Raw genomic sequence first — 20102 nt, forward strand, 5'->3', positions numbered from 1 at the left:
GACAGCGCCGGGGGCCAGGTCGGGACGGCGCACCCGCACTGCCCCGAACAGCGGAATGGGGCCCGGCCATAAGGCCGGACCCCCCTCGCTTTCCCCCTCCGTCGGGCTTCCCGATCCCCCCGGACCCCTCCCCGGAAGTCCCGACGCTGAGTACGACCGGGGAAGGTACCGAAAGGTTGCACGACTTGACGATCTCTTTACCTTCGCGCCGTCGACCGGCTCTCAGCAGGCATGTTCCAGGTACCGGGCGGCGACCTCGACGATCACTTCGGCACCGTCGCGGGCCCAGAGCCCCTCGTTGAAGATCTCGACCTCGATCGGCCCGTCGAAGCCGGTCGCCTCGACCTGCCGGCGCATCGTCCGGAAGTCCACGCATCCGTCGCCCAGTTGGCCACGGCCCACCAGAACACCCGCCGGTAGCGGGGTGATCCAGTCGGCCAGCTGGAAGGAGTGGATCCGCCCGCCCGCCCCCGCCCGGGCGATCTGCGCGGGGACCTGGTCGTCCCACCAGACGTGGTACGCGTCGACGACCACCCCGACCTGCTCGGCGGGGAAGCGTTCCGCGAGGTCAAGGGCCTGGGACAGGGTGGAGACGACGCAGCGGTCCGACGCGAACATCGGGTGCAGCGGCTCGATCGCGAGGCGCACGCCCCGCTCCCGCGCGTACGGGGCCAGCTCGGCCAGCGCGTCGGCGATGCGCTCGCGGGCGCCGTACAGGTCCTTGTCCCCTTCGGGGAGCCCGCCGGAGACCAGGACCAGGGTGTCGGTGTTCACCCCCGCGGCCTCGTCCACCGCCGCCCGGTTGTCGTCCAGCGCGCGGGCCCGCGCCGCCGGATCGGACGCCGTGAGGAAACCTCCGCGGCAGAGGCTGGTGACGGTGAGGCCCGCCTCCCTCATCAGCCGCCCGGCGCGCTCGACGCCGTACTCCTGCACGGGGGCCCTCCACAGGCCGACCTTCCCGATGCCCGCCTTGGCGCAGCCCTCGACGAGCTCCGGCAGGGAGAGCTGCCTGACCGTCTCCTGGTTGACGGAGAGGCGGGACAGGTCGGGGCTCATCGGCTTCCTCCGTGGACGGTCAGCAGCGCGCGCATTCGGGACTCGGCCAGCCCGGGGTCAGGGAACAGGCCGAGGCCGTCGGCCAGTTCGTACGCCTTCGCAAGGTGCGGCAGCGAGCGCGCGGACTGGAGGCCGCCGACCATGGTGAAGTGGTCCTGGTGACCCGCGAGCCAGGCGAGGAACACGACGCCCGTCTTGTAGAAGCGGGTCGGGGCCTCGAACAGGTGGCGCGACAGCTCGACCGTGGGGTCGAGGAGGTCGCGGAATCCCTGGACGTCGCCGGTGTCCAGGACCCGGACCGCGTGGGCGGCGAGCGGGCCGAGCGGGTCGAAGATGCCGAGCAGCGCGTGGCTGAAGCCGCGGTCGTCGCCCGCGATCAGCTCGGGGTAGTTGAAGTCGTCGCCCGTGTAGCAGCGCACCCCGCCGGGCAGGCGGCGCCGTACGTCGATCTCCCGCTCGGCGTCCAGCAGCGAGATCTTGATGCCGTCGACCTTGTCCGGGTGTTCCGCGATGACCTTCAGGAAGGTGTCGGTGGCGGCGTCGAGGTCCGCGCTGCCCCAGTAGCCCTCCAGCGCCGGGTCGAACATCGGGCCGAGCCAGTGCAGGACGACCGGTTCCGTGGCCTGGCGCAGGAGATGGGCGTACGTCTCCAGGTAGTCCTCGGGTCCGTTCGCCGCGGCGGCCAGTGCGCGGGAGGCCATCAGGATGGCCTGGGCGCCGCTCTCCTCGACCAGGGCGAGCTGCTCCTCGTAGGCGGCGCGCACCTCGGGCAGGCCGGCGGGGCCGGTGAGCTGGTCGGTGCCCACGCCGCAGGCGATCCTGCCGCCCACGGACTTCGCCTCGGCGGCCGAACGGCGGATCAGCTCCGCCGCGCCGGCCCAGTCCAGGCCCATGCCGCGCTGCGCGGTGTCCATGGCCTCGGCGACGCCCAGCCCGTGCGACCAGAGATGGCGGCGGAAGGCGAGGGTGGCGTCCCAGTCGACGGCGGCCGGGTCGTCGGGGCTGATGTCGGCGTACGGGTCGGCGACGACATGGGCGGCCGAGAAGACCGTACGGGAGGCGAGTGGTGCCCCGTTCGGCGCCAGGTCGAGCGGGGTGGTCCGGGGTTCGTACGGGCCCTGCGGGAGGTGGATGGTCACAGGCTCAGCTCCGGTACGTCGAAGCGGCGGCCCTCGGCGGAGGACTTGAGGCCGAGCTCGGCGAGCTGGACGCCCCGGGCGCCGGCCATCAGGTCCCAGGTGTAGGGCTCGTCGAGGACGATGTGGCGCAGGAAGAGCTCCCACTGGGCCTTGAAGCCGTTGTCGAACTCGGCGTTGTCGGGGACTTCCTGCCACTGGTCGCGGAAGGGCTCGGTGACCGGGAGGTCCGGGTTCCAGACGGGCTTGGGGGTGGCCGAGCGGTGCTGGACCCGGCAGTTGCGGAGGCCCGCGACGGCGGAGCCGTGGGTGCCGTCGACCTGGAACTCGACGAGCTCGTCGCGGTTGACGCGGACCGCCCAGGAGGAGTTGATCTGGGCGACGGCGCCGCCCGCCAGCTGGAAGGTGCCGTACGCGGCGTCGTCGGCGGTGGCGGCGTAGGGCTTGCCCTGCTCGTCCCAGCGCTGCGGGATGTGCGTCTGCACGTGTGCCGAGACGCTCGTGACCTGGCCGAAGAGCTCGTGCAGGACGTACTCCCAGTGCGGGAACATGTCGACGACGATGCCGCCGCCGTCCTCCGCGCGGTAGTTCCAGGAGGGGCGCTGGGCGTCCTGCCAGTCGCCTTCGAAGACCCAGTAGCCGAACTCGCCGCGTACGGACAGGATCTCGCCGAAGAATCCGCCGTCGATGAGGCGCTTCAGCTTGAGCAGGCCCGGGAGGAAGATCTTGTCCTGGACCACGCCGTGCTTGATGCCGGCGTCGCGGGCGAGGCGGGCGAGGTCGAGCGCACCCTCGACGTCGGTGGCGGTGGGCTTCTCGGTGTAGATGTGCTTGCCCGCGGCGATGGCCTTCTTGATCGCCTCGACGCGGGCCGAGGTGACCTGGGCGTCGAAGTAGATGTCGATCGACTCGTCGGCGAGCACCGCGTCCAGGTCGGTCGACCACTCGGTCAGACCGTGCTGGGCGGCCAGTGCCTCCAGCGCGTGGGCGCGGCGGCCGACGAGCACGGGTTCGGGCCACAGCACCTGCCCGCCGCCGAGGTCGAGGCCGCCCTGCTCGCGGATCGCGAGGATCGAGCGCACCAGGTGCTGCCGGTATCCCATGCGTCCCGTGACGCCGTTCATGGCGATGCGCACTGTCCTGCGTGTCACGAAGTTCCCTCCATACAGCCGTAGCAAGCGCTTTCTATACGGTATGACGCTAGCCTGCCGACAGCGGCCCGGACAAGGGGGACCGCTTCACAACTCCTCGGAGGAGAGCGATGACAGTCACCCTGGCGGACGTCGCGGCCCGCGCCCGGGTGTCCCCGGCCACCGTGTCCCGTGTCCTGAACGGCAACTACCCGGTGGCCGCGTCCACCCGGGAGCGGGTCCTGCGCGCGGTGGACGACCTGGACTACGTGCTGAACGGCCCGGCCAGCTCCCTCGCCGCCGCCACGTCCGACCTGGTCGGGATCCTCGTCAACGACATCGCGGACCCGTTCTTCGGCATCATGGCCGGAGCCGCGCAGAGCGAGATCGGCGGTCCGGGCGACGGGTCCGGCCGCGGGGGCGGCGAGAAGCTGGCCGTCGTCTGCAACACCGGCGGGTCCCCGGAGCGGGAGCTCACCTACCTCACCCTCCTGCAGCGTCAGCGCGCCGCGGCCGTCGTCCTCACCGGCGGCGCGCTGGAGGACCCGGCCCACCAGGCCGCGATGGCGGCGAAGCTGGCCAAGCTCGCGGACGCCGGCACCCGGATCGTCTTCTGCGGGCGCCCACCGCTCCAGGACACCGACGCGGTCCACGCCGCGCTGGCCTTCGACAACCGGGGCGGCGCCCGGCGCCTCACCGAGCACCTCATCGCCCTGGGACACCGGCGGATCGGATACGTGGCAGGCCCCTCGGAGCGCACCACGACCCGGCACCGGCTGGAGGGCCACCGCGAGGCCATGAAGGCGGCGGGGCTCTACGGGGACGAGGAGAACATCACCGTGCACGGCCCCTACGACCGGAGCTCCGGCTACGAGGCCACGCTCGAACTCCTGCGCCGGGCACCCGAGGTGACGGCCGTCGTCGCCGCCAACGACACCGTGGCACTGGGTGCCTGTGCGGCGGTCCGGGACCGGGGGCTCCGCATTCCCGAGGACGTCTCGGTGGCCGGCTTCGACGACCTGCCCTTCTCGGTGGACGCCGTGCCGGCCCTGACGACCGTGCGGCTGCCCCTGTACGAGGCGGGGGCGCGGGCCGGACGCCTGGCGATGGGCAAGGAGACACCTCCGCCGGGCGGCATGGCGACCATCACCGCCGAACTCATGGAACGGGGATCGACAGCCGCCCCGGCCCGCTGAACCGCGGTGCCCGTACGGCCCGCGGCGCCGCACCCCGAAAGATGGGGGCGACTCCCCCATGTGCCGGGCGCGGGCCCCCTCCAGGATGGGCGCGGGAGAACCACTGAGGCCTCCCTCGACCGGGGAGGTGAACGCGGTGGTGGAGAAGGAAGCGACCGGGGGCACGAACAGGGCGACCGCACCGCGCGTCCCGGCGGCCGCCGAAGGCCCCGGACACGCCCGCGTCCCCGGACACGCGGAACGCCCCGCACCCGTCGGCGCCCCCGCGGCCGAAGAACGCCCCGCACCCGTCGGCGCCCCCGCGCCCGACGAAGGCCCCGGACACGCACCGGTGCCGGACGCCACCCACCTCTTCGGCGCCCGGGAGCACGGCGATCCGTGGTGGGCCCCCGGCACCGTCGGGCCCCGTCCGGACACGGAGCCCGGCTGGGCCGGATTCGTCCGCGAGGCGGTCGCCCGGGCTCCGCGGGAGGCACGGATCCCGGACCGCGAGTACCCGGACCTGACCGGCTTCCTCCTGGTCGTCGCGCCGTTCGCGGCCCGGGCCGCGGACCGGCTGGCGGGCGCGGTGTCCGGGGGTGCCGCACGGCCGGGGCAGACCAGCTGCCCCCCGGGTGTGCTGGACGGCTTCCGGAACGACGTCGGCCGGCGCCTGGCCCTGCTGGCCGCCAGGACCCTCGTGTCGGAACTGCACGAGGCGCGGACCGGCGGCAGGCTGATCGGCGAGGGGCCCCGTGAGCGCTTCCGGGACTTCCTGCGGCTGACCGCGGGCCGGGCCGGCCTCTCGTCCCTGCTCTCCCGGTACCCGGTCCTCGCCAGGGTCCTCGCGCAGACGGCCATGAACGCGGCCGACGCCTTCGCCGAGATGCTCGGCAGGCTCGCGGCGGACGGACAGCTCCTCGGCTCCTCCGCGGTGCTCGGGGACCGGGGAGCGGGACGGTCCGCCGACTACGGGCCGCACATGCTGACCGGGGTCGAGTCCGGCACGGGTGACAGTCATCGCGGAGGCCGGTCGGTGATGCTGCTCCGGTTCGCCGACGGCGCCCGGCTGGTCTACAAGCCGCGCCCGCTCGCCGCGCACCGGCACTTCGACACCCTGGTGGAGTGGTTCAACTCCCGGGCGGACTCCCCTGCGAACCCCCGCACGGACTCCCCTGCCGGGGCTCCGGTTCTGCGTGCGCCACGGGTCCTGGACCGGGGCGCGTACGGCTGGGCGGAGTTCGTCACCAGCGCTCCCTGCCGCTCGACGGCCGAGACCACGCTCTTCTACCGGCGGCTGGGCGCGCTGCTGGCGCTGCTGCACGTGCTGGACGGCACGGACCTGCACCACGAGAACCTCATCGCCTGCGGTTCCCATCCCGTCCTGGTCGACGTGGAGACCCTGTTCCACCCGCCCCTGACCCCGGCCCCGCCCGCCGATCCGGCCGCCCGCGCCCTCCACGCCTCGGTCCACCGCGTCGGACTGCTCCCGCAGTTGCTGGTCGGGGACAGCGCGGCGCTCGACATGTCCGCCGTCGGAGGCGGCCGGGCGGCTTCCTCCCCGCTGGAGACGGCCTCCTGGGCGGCGACGGGCACCGACACCATGCACCTGGTGCGCAGCGCGGGGCGGTTCGCCGCATCGGCCAACCGCCCCACGCTGGACGGGGTCCCGGCCGATCCTTTCCGCTTCACCGACGCGCTCTGCGACGGCTTCCGCGCCGCGTACACGGCCGTCAGTGACGCCCGCGACGAACTCCTCGGCCCGAACGGGCTGTTGCGCCTGTTCGCCGATGACGAGATCCGCTTCGTGCCCAGGCCGACCTGGACGTACGCCACGCTGCTGCACGAGTCGACCCACCCCGACCTGATGCGGGACGCCGCCGAGCGCCAGCAGGTGTTCGCGCTGCTGCGCACCGGGGCCCTGGGCACTCCCGCGCTGCCCGGTCTGGAGGACGAGGAGATCGCGGAGCTGTGGCAGGGCGACGTACCGGTGTTCACCACCCGCCCTGACACCGCGGAGGTGTGGAGCGGCAACGGGCTGCGGATGCGGGGGCCCGCGGGGCCCACCGGGCTGGCGCGGGTGGAGGCGAAGGTCCGCGCCCTGGACACGGTGGACCGGCAGGACCAGGAACGGATCATCCGCACGGCCATGGTGAGCACCTCCACCGAGCCCCCGCACCGCGGCGCCGGGTGCGGCAGGCCGCGGACCGAGGCGACCGCACCGGAACCGGAGCGCCTGCTCTCCGCCGCGCGCTCGGTCGGCGACCAGCTCGTCTCGCTCGCGTACCACAGCGGCAGCCGGACCAACTGGATCGGCCTGGAGCTGCTCGGCGAACGCTACTGGCGTCTCACACCGCTGGCCGCCGATCTCGCGGGCGGTTACACCGGGCCGGCACTGTTCCTCGCGCAGCTGGCGTCCCTGACGGGGGCGGCCCGCTACGCCGACGCCGCCCGGGCCGCGCTGGCTCCGGTACCGGGGCTCCTGGACGCGCTGCACCAGCACGGGGACGATCTCGGACTGCTCGGTTCCGGCGCCTTCTCCGGCCTGGGCGGCATCGCGTACACCCTGGCCGAGGTCGGAACGCTGCTGGACGACAGCCGGGTGCTGGACTGGGCGGGCCCGGCCACCCGGCTGGCCGCTGCGGCGGGCTCCGCCGAGGAGGGACTCGGGGTGCGCGGCGGGGCGGCCGGCGGCCTGGTGTCGCTGCTCGCCGTGCACCGGACCACCGGCCGGGCCGAGGCCTGGCGTGGCGCCGAGCTCTGCGCCGAACGGCTCGTGGCGGCGCCGCCACCCGCGTCCGGGGGCTTCGCGGACGGGGCGGCGGGCACCGGCTGGGCGCTGCTGCGGTTCGCCGGGGCGGGCGGCGGCCCGCGCCACCGGAGCGCCGGGCTGAACGTCCTGCGCGGCGCCGCGCGCGGCGCGGGACCGGGCGGGGCCTGGTGCGAGGGGGCGGCGGGAATCGCTCTCGCCGTGGCCGACAGCCCCGAGGCCCTGGCCGATCCGGAGCTGTGCGACTGGCTGGCGGAACGGGCCGGTGAGGTGGCGGAGTCCGCGCCGCCCGGCGACGACAGCCTCTGCCACGGCGAGCTGGGCGTGCTGGAGCTGCTCGGCCACGCCGCGCTGCCCCGCCTGCGCCCCCATTGGCTGCGCCGCACCGGCACCCTGCTGGCCGCGGCCGACCGGGCGCAGTCGCGCTGCGGGACGCCAGGACACGTACCTCACCCGGGACTGCTCACCGGTCTGTCGGGCATCGGACACGGGCTGCTGCGGGCGGGGTTCCCCGACCGGATAGGCCCGGCACTGCTCATGCGCCACTCCGCGGGGGCCGACCGGTCTCCCGCACCCATGACGTTGTCGACCAACGACCAGTAGATGAGGCAGAGATGACGCAGATCAGCGAATCGGCCGGATACGCGGACACCGCCACGGCGCACGAGGGCGCATGCGAACACCCCGCGGGCCGGATATCGCTCGGCAACAGGGGCGGACTCGGTCTGCGCAGCAGGCTCCTCAGTGCCTCGGACGGGGACCCGACCGGCCCCGACCTGCCGTGGACCACCTTCACGGTCCCGATGTAACCCTTTCCCACCGGGGCGCACCGTCATGAGCGGGAATGCGCCTACTGCCGCACTCTGTACGGCTCCAGTAGCCTGCGGCCATGCGTGCGAATTCGCCGGTCGTCGTCGGACGTGACGAGGAGATCGGCCTGCTGAGCAGCGCCCTGGACGCCGCACGACGGCGTTCGGGGCGCGCGCTGTTCCTCGTCGGTGAAGCGGGGATCGGCAAGTCCCGGCTGGTGGGCGAATGCGCCTACCGGGCCTACGGACTGGGGATGCCGGTGCTGCGTGGCCGGGCCGGTTCCACCGGTCTGGTCGTCCCCTTCCGACCCCTGGTGGAGGCCCTGTCGTCCCACTTCCGGGCCGCGGGAACACCGTCCGATCCGGAACTGGCCCCCTACCACCCGGCGTTGGCCAGGCTCGTGCCGGAGTGGAGGAACGGTGCGGCCGCCGGCTACACGGAGACCGTCGTCGAGCTGGCCGAGGCCCTGCTGCGGCTGCTGTCGGTCCTGGGCCGGGACACGGGCTGCGTGGTGCTGCTGGAGGACCTGCACGACTGCGACACGGAGACCGTCGCGGTCGTCGAGTACGTCATCGACAACCTGGCGGACCTCCCGGTCCTGCTGCTGGGCACCCTGCGCCCCGAGCAGGGGACCGCACTGGACCTCGTACGCTCCGCCGAGCAGCGCCACACCGCGACGGTGGTGGAGCTACGGGGGCTCGGTGACGCCCAGGTGCGGGCCCTGACGGGCGCCTGCCTGGAGACGCCGCCCGAGCGGATACCCGAGGCGGTCCACCAGCGGCTCGTCGCACGCGCGGCGGGCAACCCGTACCTGGTCGAGGTACTGCTCGACGACCTGCTCGACACCGGCAGGCTGCGGCGCGCGGGGGACGGCTGGGAGGCCGCGGACCAGCCGGACGGGACTCTTCCGTCGCGCATTCTCCGGAGCTGGGCCCAGCGGCTCGACCGGATGGACGAGCCGGTGCGGGACCTTCTGCTGACGGCCGCCACCCTGGGCAGCCAGTTCTCCGTGGCGGTCCTCCAGACCGTCACCGGGCTGGCGGACCGGGCCCTGTTCACCCACCTGAGGTCCGCCGTCGAGACGGGTGTGATCGCCCCCGACGGGGCGGCTCCCGACCGCTACACCTTCCGTCACGCCCTCACCGCGGAGGCGCTGGTCTCCTCCCTCGCACCGGCCGAGCGCGCCGCGCTCGCCCGCCGTGCCGCATCGGCCGTCGAGCATTCGGGAGAGCCGCTCGACGAGGACCGGCGGCAGCTCGTGGCCTCGCTGGAGCTCGCGGCGGGCAACCGCGCGGGCGCTGCCCTCCAGCTCGCGGAGGCGGGGCGGCGGATGCTCGCCGCCGGCTCGCACGGCTCGGCCGTGGTGCTGCTGGAACGTTCCCTCTCCCTGGCGGCCGAGGCGGACCTCGCCGGCGTGCAGGAGTCCCTGGCGGTGGCCCGGGCCGAGGGCGGCGACCTGGACGGCGCCCTGGCGCTGGCCGATGCCCTGCCCCCGGTCCCCGCGCACTCCGAGGCGGCGGCCCGGCGCGGGGACGTCCACATCAAGATCGCCTGGGTGGCCGTCATGGCGGAGCGGGCCACCGACACGGCCCGTCAGATCGCCGCGGCCAGAGGCCTGGTCGGCCCGTCGCCGTCCCCCGCGCGCCGGGCGTCGCTCGCGGTCGTCGACGGGCATCTCTCGCTGCTCCCCGGTGAGGACCGGCGGGAGCCGGAGGCGGCCGAGCGGGCCGCCCTCACGGCCGCGGAGACCGCCGAGGCGGAGGGGCTGCCGGTCGTGGCTTGTCAGGCCTGGCAGTTACTGGCGCTGCTGTCCAGGGAGCGGGGGTTCGACGCCGCCGACGCGTGCCTGGAGCGGATGCTCTCCCTGTCCACCGAGCACTCCCTGCCCCTGTGGCGGGTGGAGGCACTCGTGCGCCTGGGGGTGAACGCCTTCATGCGGACCGGTGACGCGGCCCGTCTCCACTCGGCGCGGACCGCGGCGGCGGAGCTGGGTTCGCTGCTGCTGGCGCAGACGGTCGACGGGCTGCTCGCGATGAACGCGGTGATGTCCGCCCGGTGGGACGAGGCGGAGGAGATCACCGGGCGGTCGGTGGAGGCGAGCGCCCGCATCGGCAACCACGGCGCCCACCGGTACCTGCTGCTGGCCGGGGCGGCGATGGCGGCGCACCGCGGCCGAAGACGGGAGGCGGACCGGGCCCTGGCCGCGTTCCGCCGGGCGGGAGGGGAACGGTCCGCGCTGGTGCCCCTGCGGCTGGGCTTCTGCGGGGCGATCGGGGCGCTGCTGGACGAGGACCGCCCCCGCGCCCTGGCCGAACTGGACGCCGTCCTCGCCTGGGAGCGCGACCATCCCAGCTACTACTACCTGAGCGGCCGTTTCGGGCTCCGCCCGCTCCTGCGGGTGCTGGCCGGTGAGGCGGACCGCGGGGAGTACGAGGACGTGGCGGGTGCGCCGGGTGCGGCCCTGGCCTGGAACCGGCAGTTCCTCGAACTGGCGGAGGCCGTGCTGCTCGGCCGGGAGGGCGACCACGCGGGTGCCGCACAGCGGACGGCCGCCTTCCACGCCCGGTCCGCGGCCTTCCCGGTGGCCCGTCATCTCGGTCTGAGGCTGGTCGCGGAAGCGGCGCTCGCCGACGGGTGGGGCGAGCCGGTCCTGTGGCTGCGGACCGCGGAGGAGTACTTCTACGGTGCCGGGGCGCAGCCGCCGGCGGCGGCGTGCCGGGCCGCTCTGCGGCAGGCCGGGGTGAGCGTGACCCAGCACCGCGGTGGCCGGGACCGGATCCCCCCGCCGCTGCGGACCAACGGGGTGACGCCGCGTGAGTACGAGGTGTTCGTGCTGCTGGCGGAGCGTCCGGGCAACCAGCAGATCGCCCAGCGGCTGTCCATCTCGCCCCGCACGGTGGAGAAGCACCTGGCCAGTCTCATCAGCAAGACGGGGCGGGCCAACCGTACGGCCCTGTGCGAGTTCGCCGCGGAGTGCGTGGTCGACCAGCCCTGAGGGCGCGTCGGCCGGCCCGGGAGGCTGCGGGGCGGGGGCCGGGAGGGTGGGGGAACGTCCCCGCAACATGGGGGCCCCGGGCGGCAGGGGTCGGGTGCCCGCCCCGGAAGATGCGGGGTGCGCACCGATGTGCGCCGTTCCGCCCCGCGGCAGGATCGACCGGTGTACGGCAGCTCGTCGCCCCTCCCCCGGCCAGGAGGCCCGCTGATGCCCCCATCCTCCGTTCGCCCCGGCTCCGCCGGCGCGGTGTACTTCTCACTGCTCGGGCCGCTGTCGGCGGTGATCGACGGCAGGCCGCTGCCGCTCGGACCACGGAAACAGCGGCTGGTCCTGGCTACGCTCCTGTCCCGTCCCAACACCCCCGTGCCGGTCGACGTGCTGACCGACGTGGTGTGGCCGGAGGGGCCGCCGCGGACCGCGCGCAAGAACCTGCAGGTCTATGTCAGCGCCGCCCGTGCGCTGTTCGGAGCCGTGGACGGCGACGACCGGAACCGGGTCGTGCACGACTGCGGCGGCTACCGGCTGCGGGTGGAGGAGGGCGAGCTCGACACCCTGCGCTTCCGGACGCTGGCCCGGGCGGGCCGGGCGGCCGGGGAGCGGGGGGACCTGCGCACCGCCGCCCGGCTGCTCCGCGAGGCCCTGGACCTGTGGGGGGAGCGTCCGCCGCTGCACGACCTCCGGGACTCCGCCGGCGTGGCCGAGGAGGCCGAGCGGCTGGAGGCCCGCTGTCTGACGGTCTACGAGGACTGGGCCGAGGCCGAGATCGAGACGGGCCGGGCGGGCTCGGCGCTGGACGGCCTGCGGGACCTGGTGGAGCGTCACCCGTTCCGGGAGCGGCTCCGGGCGGCGTGGATGAACTCGCTGCACCAGACCGGGCGGCAGGCGGAGGCGCTGGCGGTGTACGACGACTACCGCCAGCTGCTCGCCAGGGAGCTGGGTCTGGAACCCAGCCCGACGATGGCGGCCCTCTACCGGGCGATGCTCGGTGGCGGCCGGACGTCCCGCCCCGCCGCTCCCCGCAACGCCGCCTGCGGTGTGTCGCTGCCGGCGGACAGCAGGCACTTCACCGGCCGCGACGACGAACTGGCGCGGCTGCTCGCCGTGTCGGGCGGCGCGGACGGCTCCGTGCTGATCGTCTCCGGCCCTGCCGGGGTGGGGAAGTCCGCGCTGGCCGTCCGGGCGGCCCACCTGCTCGCGGACGGTTTCCCCGACGGGCGCGTCCACGTCCGGGCCCGCAGGGAGGACGGTGCGGCACGCTCCCGGAACGACATGCTGGACGAGCTGGGGCGGCTGTGCGACGTGGGCGGGCCGAGCCGGCCGGACGAAGCGCAGGCCGAGAACGCCTGGCAGGACTGGCTGTCGCGGCACCGGGCGCTGGTCGTGCTGGACGACGTGGCCGACGAGGCGTCCGTGCGCGGGCTGCTGCCCCGGTCGGGCCGGTGCTCGTTCGTGCTCACCGCCCGCGGTCAGCTGGCCGGGCTGGACGCCGTGCACCGGACGGCCCTGGAGGCTCCGGAGGACGACGAGGCGCTGGAGCTGCTGGGGACGCTGATCGGCGAGGACCGGCTGCGAACGGACCGGCCGGCGGCGCTGCGCATCGTGCGGGCCTGCGGAGGCCTGCCGCTGGCGGTGGCGGTGAGCGGGATGCGGCTGGCGGTGCTGCGGCACCTTCCGCTGGCGGAGTACGCGGACCGGCTCGGCGATCCGACGGCGGCCCTGGACGAACTGGTGGCCGGAGACGTGTCCGTCCGCTCCCGACTCGCCGCGGGCTGGCGGGACCTGAGCGCCGGCAACCGGGGGGCGCTGGTCCGGCTCGCGGGGCTCGCGGGGGACGGCGGCTTCACCCTGGAGCGGGCGATGGCGGCGCTGGACCGCGACGAGCGGGGCACCATACGCGCGGTCGAGGCGCTCATGGACACGGGTGCGGTGACCTCCCCCGCGGGTGAGGTCACCGCCCACGCCGCGCTGTACGAGGTGCCGCGCCTGCTCCGTCTGTACGCCCGCGAGGAGTCGGCGGGCTCCGGTGCGGCCGGCGTGCGGGAAGCACCGCTCCCCTTCGGGAGCGGTGCTTCCCGCCTCATCGGCCGAGGGTGAGCAGGTCCAGCAGACCCGGGGGACGCCCACCGTCGGCCGTCTCCCGGGCCCCGGACAGGAAGTGCAGGGCGAGCAGCAGCCCCGCAGCCCCCGTGCCGAGGTCGGCGGAGAAGCGCCGCAGCGTCGCGCCCGGGACGAGCAGCCCGTCCTCGTCGGCGACGAGGTGCCAGGCGAGATTGCGTACGGAGGCCATGACCCCGGGCCCGGTCCGGCTCGCGGGGTCGAGCTGGCCCGCCGCCGCGGCGAGGCCCGCCCGCCCGGTGAACAGCCCCGGTTCGCGGACGAATTCCATGGCACAGCCCTGGGCCACGCCCGGGATCAGGGCGCTCAGTGCCTCGTCCTCGTACCGGGCGGTGTACGCCTGCGCGACCAGCGCGACCCCTGAGCTGCCCTGGCCGAGATAGAGGAGGTGGCGCCGGCCGTCCTTCACCTGGAGCGAGCCGTCGTCCATGGTGACCAGGTGTCCGGCCTCCCGGCCCAGAGCGGCGCGGGCGGCCCGGCGCAGCCAGTCCTCACCGGTCAGGGCGTGCAGCTCCAGGAGGAGGAGAGCGGCTCCGCTCAGACCGCGCAGCAGCCCGGCCGACTCCGGCGGCTTCATGCCGTCCACGTGTTCGCCCCGCACCAGCCGGTCCAGGTCCCGGGCGGTGCGCAGGGCGCTGTCGACGAGCCGGGGGTCGGGGTCGGCGCCGTTCAGCCGGGCCATGCGGAGTGCGGCGAGCCCGGTGCCCGCGCGTCCGGTGAGCAGATCCGCCGAAGCCGCCGGCGCGGCGGACGTCGCGCGCTCCCACACCTCCCGTCCCTGCTCGGTGCGGCCCAGGAGGGAGAGCACCAACGCCGCGCCGGGCAGCCCGTCGTAGAGTCCGCCGGCCCCGGCGGGATCCCTGCGCAGCGCCGCCGCCGCGAGCCAGTCGGTCCACTCCCCGGGGACGGGGGCGCCCGCCCGGTGCAGCGCGTACAGGACGCCGGCCGCGCCGTTCGCGAGATCGGTCCCGCCGGTCGAGAAGAGATCGGGGCCGCCCGGGAAGAGGCGGTCCGCCCGTCCGGGTGTGGCCCCGGCGTGGATACCGGCGAGGAGCCGGGTGCGTATCCCCGCCCAGTCGACCTCCGGCCCCTCGAACAGGGCGGCCACCTCGGCCTCCCGCCGCCGTGAGGCGTCCATGCCGCTCAGCAGTCCGGGGCGGCGGGGCCCCGCCCCGGCCGGCAGCGCGTACCGCCTGCGGGCCCAGCGCTCCAGGGTGAGGGCCTTCGCCCTTTCGAGCCCGGCCATCTCCATGACGGGCATCAGCATGGAGAGCCAGGTCGCCCAGAGCGCGTAGGCGTCGGCCTCCACCCCGGGGGTTCCCTGGGGAGCCTGGAGGCCCTGGCCACCGGCCAGCGGGGTGTCGGGGTCGTCGAGGGCGGTGGCGTACTCGAAGTCGACGAGCGCGATCCGGCCGTCGGGCCGGACGATGATGTTGGAGGGGTGCAGGTCGCCGAAGCGCAGGCCGCGCGCGTGGATCGCCTCCAGCGCCCGGGTGAGCTGACCGGTCACCGCATCGGTCCACGCGACGTACGGGGCGAGTTCGTCCGCCGAGTCCGCCCCGCGTACGAGGGCGAAGCGGGCGACGATCTCCTCCAGCAGGGTGTTCCCCTCGATGTACTCCTCGATGAGGAAGTGGTGCTCCCACACGGTCCGCACCCCGTACACCTCGGGTACGCAGTCCAGTCCGGCCAGCGCGGTCAGCGCCCGGTGCTCGCGGCGCAGGCGTGTGACGGCGTCGTCGCCCGCGCCGTCGAGGCCGCAGTGCGGCCGCGCCTCGCGCAGCACCACGCGCCGCCCCGTGTCCCGGTCCTCGGCGAGGTAGATCCCTCCGGCGTTGGAGAACTGGAGGGCCCCGGTGACCGTGTACGGGAAGGAGTCGTCGCGGGCGGCGGCGCGTGCCGCGAGGTGCGGGCGCAGGGCTTCGGGGACCTCGACCCACGAGGGCACCCTGAACACCACGCCGCGCTCGTCGGGGACGAGCTTCCCGGACGGGTCCCGCAGGGCGAGGACCCGGCGGCCCCCGGCGTCGTCGCACCAGCGGGGGACGTAGGCGCCGTAGCGCGTGTAGACCGGTGCGTCGCCGATGCGCAGGTCGCTGAGGATGTAGGGGCCGCTGCGTCCCGCCAGGGTCCGGGACAGTTCGTCGGCCAGGGCGAGGAACACGGTCTCGTCGGGCGGGTAGGCCGCGATGAACTTGCCCGCGCCGCTGCGGTTCATGTGCTTGCCCGCCACCAGCAGCAACGCCTTCTCGCTGCGCAGGAATTTGAAGGGCACACCGTGGCGGACGCAGATCCGGGCGGTGTCCCGCAGGGTGGCCTCGGCCTCACCGGGGACGGTGGACACATGGATCTTCCAGCCCTGCTCGGCGGGTTCGACGTGCTCGGGCACCAGCGAGGTCCACAGGCCCACGGCCTCGCGGCGCCAGCCCGCCGGGGGCGGGTCGGTGTCGAGCCGGTACCGCGACTCCTCGTCGGGCAGCCGGGCCGGGGTGTCGAAGTACGTACGGTCGGCGAGGCAGTACAGCTGGGTTTCCTGGTTGCCTGGCACGCTCGGCTCCCTCTTCTCGATGCCCGCGGGGACGGCGGACGGTGGCGGTGGGCGGCAGGCCCCGGTTCGCGGATCAGTCCCCGGTGACGGCGGGTTCCGCGCCGGCCGGTGCGCGGGCCGGGCCCGCCGCGGTCTCCGTGCCTGTCTCGGTGCCGGGCTCGGTCGCTGTCTTGATGCCTGTCCTGATGCCGGGCTCGGTCGCTGTCCTGATGCCGGGCTCCGGCGGGCCGGTGGGCTCCCCCTCCCCGGCCGGGGAGGGCTCCGTCCGCGCCGAGCGGGCGAAGGTGACCACGAGGGCGGAGACGGCCAGCACGCAGCCGGTCAGGGCGAAGGCCCAGCGGGCACCGAACGTGGTCAGCAGGGCGCCTCCTGCCAGCGGCCCGAACGGCTGGACCATGGAGGACAGGAAGCCCGCCGCGCTCTGCACCCGGCCCACCCGCTCCTCCGGGGTCACGACCAGGAGCTTCGAGAGGAATCCGATGCTGGCGATCGTCGACAGGCACATGGTGAGCGCGCACATGATCCCGGCCACCACCGGCCGGCTGACCCAGGCCATCACCCCGGCAGCCGCCACACAGGTCCAGCAGGTGGCGACGATCAGGACCCGGGAGTGCCGGGCGGGTTTGATCCGCGGCGCGAGCAGCGCCCCGGACAGCGCCCCGGCGGAGACACAGGTGAGGACGAAGCCGCCGCCGACGCCCGACGTGCCCCCGTCGGAGAACGCGGTCAGAGCGGTGAAGGTGAGTGCCCCGAACGCGAAGTTCATGCCCAGGCCGAACACGAGGAGGACCGTACGGAGGTAGGGCAGGCCCCACAGGAAGGTCAGGCCCGCCAGGAGCTCGCGCCGGCTGAACACGGCGCCCGCCTTCGCCCTGGCCCGGGAGCGGGTGCGTACGAGGGCCACGCAGACGGTCGACAGGAGCAGGCCCAGTGCCTCGGCCGCGAACGGGAGGGCCGGGTGGATGCCGAAGAGCGCTCCCCCGACGAGGGGTCCGACGAGCCGGGCGGTCTGGGTGCGCGCCTGGAGCCGCGCGGTGGCGGTGCCCATCTGGTCGGCCGGGACGACCGCGCGCATGAGGCCGAAGACGGCGGGCCCGTAGACGCTGCCGATCACCGCGCCCGCCGCCGCGCAGAGCGGGACGAGTGTCATGGGGACGTGTCCGGACCAGATGGCCGCGGTGAGGGCGGTGACGACGATCAGGCTGCCGACGTCGCAGATCCGCATCAGCCGGCGGCGTTCGACGCGGTCGGCCATCACCCCGCCGGGCAGCATCGTGATCAGCACGGCTCCCACGGACACCGTCCCGACGGCTCCGGCCTGCACCGCCGATCCGGTCTCCTTGAGCACCAGCAGCGGAAGGGCGAGGGAACTCATCTGCCCGCCCAGGACCGCGAAGAGGCCGCTCAGCCAGAGCAGCCGGAAATCCCTGTTGCCGCGCAGCGGCGTGGTCATCGTGAACTCCCGGGGACAGTGCGGGTGGTGGTCATCGTGAACCCCCGGGGACAGTGCGGGTCGCGACGAGGGTGCGGGCCCGTCCGGGCCGCGGAAGCGACGGCGGGGGGCTCCGTCGCGACGGAAGCGACGGCGGGGCGGCTCCGTCGCGACGGAACCGCCCCACATCACCGGCCGGCCGGGCGCCACGGCGGGAGGTCCTGCCCCCGTCCTCCGTGGCGCCGCCCCGGTGAGCCCCGGTCAGTCCGCCAGGACGACGCTGATCACGCTGACGCAGCTGCCGCCCGGGGCCTCGATCTCCTTGTTGGCCGTCTCCTGGAGGTCCAGCACGGAGTGCGCCTCGACCTCGGGGGTCTCGTCGTTGTTGTCGTCGGCGACGGGCTGGGTGTTCTCGGACATGGTGGTCTCCGTCCACTCGTGACTGCACTGGCCCGGCGCCGGCGGGATGTCCCGCCGTCCGGTGCGGCGGACTGTTGCCTGCCGTTGCCGAGAAAGTTAGGAGGGCCGGCCTGGGAGACGCTTCGGCAGCGGTATGGCAGTGGTATCCGGCCAGTTGGGAGCCTGTGCGCGGCCCGGACAGGGCCGCCCGGCCGGGTCCCGCGGGGCCGGTGGCCTGGGGCCATACCGCTCCTGAACCGGCCGTGGACCGCCACCGAACCGGTGAGCCGGAACCTGGGAACGCGCCTGACGCGCCCCGGCCCTCTGAAGGAGGCGGCCCCGCATGGAACTCGTCGAACTCGTCGGACGGCGGCCCTTCCCGGCCGCCGGTCTGCTGCTCGGCCTCACCCGGCGCTGCCCCCTGAGCTGCGCCCACTGCTCGACCGGATCGACCCTGGCCACGCGGGAGGAGCCCGACGCCGGCCATCTGGTGCGCTTCGTCTCCTCGTTCACCCGGGCGGACCGCCCCGACGTGGTGATGCTGACCGGGGGCGAACCGCTGCTGCTGCCCGCGCTCGTCGAGGAGCTGAGCGCCCGGGCCCGCGCCGCCGGTTCACGTACGGCGCTGCTCAGCGGCATGTTCTTCGCCCGCTCCCGGGAGATCCCGCCGCCGGTCCTGCGCGCGATCAGGGGCGTCGACCACTTCTCCGCCAGCCTCGACGCCCACCACGAGCGGGAGATCCCCCGCGCCGACGTGTTCCGCGCCGTGCACCGGGTGCGGGAGACGGGTGTGGCGGTGAGCTTCCACCTCACCGGGACGGGGGCGGGCGACCCCTACCTCGCGGACATCACCCGCGCCGTGGACGAGGAGTTCGGCGGTCAGGTCCCCTCACTGGTCAACGAGGTGCGGCCGTTCGGCCGGGCGGCCTCCTGGGCGGCGTCCGGCCGCACCGGCCCGGAGGAGGGCGAGGTCTCCCCCTGCTCCATGGCCGCCTGGCCGGTGGTCGCCTTCGACGGGACGGTGCTCGCCTGCTGCAACCAGGACACCGTGGACCGGCGGCCCGCCCCCGCCCACCTGCGCCTCGGGCACGTCGCCACCGACGACTGGGCGGCCGTACGCCGACGGGCCCTGGAGTCGCCCGTGCTGCGCATGATCCGCACGGTCGGCCCCGCCCATCTGGCCGCGCGCTCCGGTGTCCCCTCCCGGGGCGCCTCCTACTGCGACGGCTGCCGGGCCCTGGGTTCCGACGCCAGGGTGGCCGCCGGGGCGGACGCGGTGGCGGCGGGGGCCGCGGGCGCGCTGCTGGACCTGGCCGCGGCCCACCGCGGGGCGGCGGAGGGGCCGGTGGGTGTCGTACGGCATCACGGCTGCGCCGCGTACGCGCCTCTGGTCACGGCCCGCCTGACCGCCGCGGGCGGTTCCCGGTGAGCGCCGCCGGGCCGAGCTCCTCGACACGGCTGCGGGTCACCCTGGGGCTGCTGGACGCGGAACTGCACGACGCGATGGGGCACATGTGGCGCGAGGAGGAGCTGCTGCCGCGCTACCGGCGCTATCTGTGCGCCATGCACGCCGTGGTGCGGGCCTCGGTTCCGCTGATGGAACGCGCCCTGGAGCGGGCCGTGCAGCTGGACGTCTGCGGCGATCCGCTGGCCGGTCCCCTGGCGGCGTACCTCCGCGAGCACATCCGGGAGGAGGAGGGCCACGACGTCTGGCTGCTGGAGGACATCCGGGCGTCGGGTTCGCTGCCCGCCGACGCCCTCGCCCCGATGCCCGCGCCGGTCGTGGCCGCTCTCGCCGGCTCCCAGTACTACTGGATCGAGCACCACCACCCGGTGGCCTTGCTCGGCTACATCGCGGTGCTGGAGGGGTACGCGCCCGCCGCCGGCCTCACCTCCCGCATCGCGCGCACGACCGGTCTGCCCGAGGCAGCGCTGCGGACGGTGCGGGAGCACGCGGCGTTGGACACGGGCCACCTGGACGAGCTGTACGCGCTGCTGGACCGGCTGCCGCTGACCCGCGGCCAGGAGTCCGACGTGACGGTCAGCGCCCTGCACTCCCTCTCCGCGCTCACCAGGCTGTTCGTCCGGCTCGGGCGCTCCGCGGCGGCGCCGCTGCCGCGGAGGGCCGGACCTCTCTCACCGACGGGAGTCACCCCATGACAGGACCATCCGACAGCAGCGGCCTCCCCGGGACACCCGGGGACGGTGAACCGCCCGTGCTGCCGGCCGCGTTGCACGAGGCCGGCCTGCCGGTGGACATGCTCACCGACGAGCAGCGGCTCGTGCTCAGCCAGCTCACGGAGGAGGAACTCACCGTGCTGCTGGACATCAAGAGCCGGCTGGACGCGGTGGAACCCGAGGTCAGGGCACACGGCGAGATCGCCGGCGGCGCCCTGTTCTGAGCCGTTCCAGCGCGGTCCGGCCGGCCCCGGGGTCCGGGGCGGACGCCGCGGCCCCGGGTGGGCAGGGCCGGTACGCACCCGGCCCTGCCCACCCGGCAGCGCAGCCCGCCCCCGCCCCGCCCCCGCAGAGAAGG

The 20102-nt window shown here is 74.7% G+C and carries 14 protein-coding genes; 8 read left to right on the top strand and 6 right to left on the bottom strand.

Features of this window, described 5'->3' with window-relative positions:
* Window positions 1–222: 222 nt before the first annotated feature.
* The 3 genes from ACFUNE_RS01745 to ACFUNE_RS01755 are packed head-to-tail and all read right to left on the bottom strand — an operon-like array spanning window position 223 to window position 3343.
* Window positions 223–1056, bottom strand: coding sequence for a sugar phosphate isomerase/epimerase family protein (locus tag ACFUNE_RS01745; protein WP_383561100.1), 834 nt, complete (start codon window positions 1054–1056; stop codon window positions 223–225).
* A complete protein-coding gene (locus tag ACFUNE_RS01750; protein ID WP_383561102.1) occupies window positions 1053–2195 on the bottom strand; it encodes a dihydrodipicolinate synthase family protein in 1143 nt (380 codons plus the stop codon). Before ACFUNE_RS01750 ends, ACFUNE_RS01745 begins: the two co-directional genes overlap by 4 nt.
* Window positions 2192–3343, bottom strand: coding sequence for a Gfo/Idh/MocA family protein (locus ACFUNE_RS01755; RefSeq protein ID WP_383561104.1), 1152 nt, complete (start codon window positions 3341–3343; stop codon window positions 2192–2194). The genes ACFUNE_RS01750 and ACFUNE_RS01755 overlap by 4 nt, the downstream gene beginning before the upstream one ends.
* Before the next feature lie 110 nt (window positions 3344–3453).
* Between ACFUNE_RS01755 and ACFUNE_RS01760 the strand changes: the two genes are divergently transcribed.
* The 5 genes from ACFUNE_RS01760 to ACFUNE_RS01780 all read left to right on the top strand — a co-directional run bounded on the left by ACFUNE_RS01760 (window position 3454) and on the right by ACFUNE_RS01780 (window position 13166).
* Window positions 3454–4518 carry a LacI family DNA-binding transcriptional regulator gene (locus ACFUNE_RS01760; protein ID WP_383561105.1) on the top strand — a complete coding sequence of 355 codons (1065 nt, stop codon included), beginning with the start codon at window positions 3454–3456 and terminating at the stop codon, window positions 4516–4518.
* A gap of 85 nt (window positions 4519–4603) precedes the next feature.
* A complete protein-coding gene (lanM, locus tag ACFUNE_RS01765; protein WP_383561107.1) occupies window positions 4604–7870 on the top strand; it encodes a type 2 lanthipeptide synthetase LanM in 3267 nt (1088 codons plus the stop codon).
* 11 nt (window positions 7871–7881) lie between these two features.
* Window positions 7882–8076: a hypothetical protein gene (locus ACFUNE_RS01770; RefSeq protein ID WP_383561109.1), complete on the top strand. Its 195-nt coding sequence runs from the start codon at window positions 7882–7884 to the stop codon at window positions 8074–8076.
* A gap of 80 nt (window positions 8077–8156) precedes the next feature.
* A complete protein-coding gene (locus ACFUNE_RS01775; RefSeq protein ID WP_383561111.1) occupies window positions 8157–11072 on the top strand; it encodes an AAA family ATPase in 2916 nt (971 codons plus the stop codon).
* A 207-nt stretch (window positions 11073–11279) separates the two neighbouring features.
* Complete coding sequence (locus ACFUNE_RS01780) at window positions 11280–13166, top strand: BTAD domain-containing putative transcriptional regulator (RefSeq protein ID WP_383561113.1); 1887 nt, start codon at window positions 11280–11282, stop codon at window positions 13164–13166.
* On the opposite strand, the gene lanKC is transcribed toward ACFUNE_RS01780, so the two are convergent.
* The 3 genes from lanKC to ACFUNE_RS01795 all read right to left on the bottom strand — a co-directional run bounded on the left by lanKC (window position 13150) and on the right by ACFUNE_RS01795 (window position 17587).
* Entirely contained in the window at window positions 13150–15735 is a 2586-nt protein-coding gene (gene lanKC / locus ACFUNE_RS01785; protein WP_383561115.1) for a class III lanthionine synthetase LanKC, read from the bottom strand. The genes ACFUNE_RS01780 and lanKC overlap by 17 nt on opposite strands.
* 73 nt (window positions 15736–15808) lie before the next feature.
* The gene (locus ACFUNE_RS01790; RefSeq protein WP_383561117.1) at window positions 15809–17188 is read right to left on the bottom strand and encodes an MFS transporter; all 1380 of its coding nucleotides are present in this window, start codon (window positions 17186–17188) and stop codon (window positions 15809–15811) included.
* Window positions 17189–17428: 240 nt separating this feature from the next.
* Window positions 17429–17587, bottom strand: a complete 159-nt coding sequence (locus ACFUNE_RS01795; protein ID WP_198959660.1) for a hypothetical protein — start codon at window positions 17585–17587, stop codon at window positions 17429–17431.
* 322 nt (window positions 17588–17909) lie between these two features.
* Here ACFUNE_RS01795 and ACFUNE_RS01800 point away from each other — a divergent pair, with 322 nt between their 5' ends.
* The 3 genes from ACFUNE_RS01800 to ACFUNE_RS01810 are packed head-to-tail and all read left to right on the top strand — an operon-like array spanning window position 17910 to window position 19968.
* Window positions 17910–18995: a radical SAM protein gene (locus ACFUNE_RS01800; RefSeq protein WP_383561120.1), complete on the top strand. Its 1086-nt coding sequence runs from the start codon at window positions 17910–17912 to the stop codon at window positions 18993–18995.
* Complete coding sequence (locus tag ACFUNE_RS01805) at window positions 18992–19726, top strand: iron-containing redox enzyme family protein (RefSeq protein ID WP_383561122.1); 735 nt, start codon at window positions 18992–18994, stop codon at window positions 19724–19726. The genes ACFUNE_RS01800 and ACFUNE_RS01805 overlap by 4 nt, the downstream gene beginning before the upstream one ends.
* Window positions 19723–19968: an aroma-sacti cluster domain-containing protein gene (locus tag ACFUNE_RS01810; RefSeq protein WP_383561124.1), complete on the top strand. Its 246-nt coding sequence runs from the start codon at window positions 19723–19725 to the stop codon at window positions 19966–19968. Before ACFUNE_RS01805 ends, ACFUNE_RS01810 begins: the two co-directional genes overlap by 4 nt.
* Window positions 19969–20102: the final 134 nt, after the last annotated feature.

The organism is Streptomyces sp. NPDC057287, from assembly GCF_042667905.1.
Classification (GTDB): domain Bacteria; phylum Actinomycetota; class Actinomycetes; order Streptomycetales; family Streptomycetaceae; genus Streptomyces.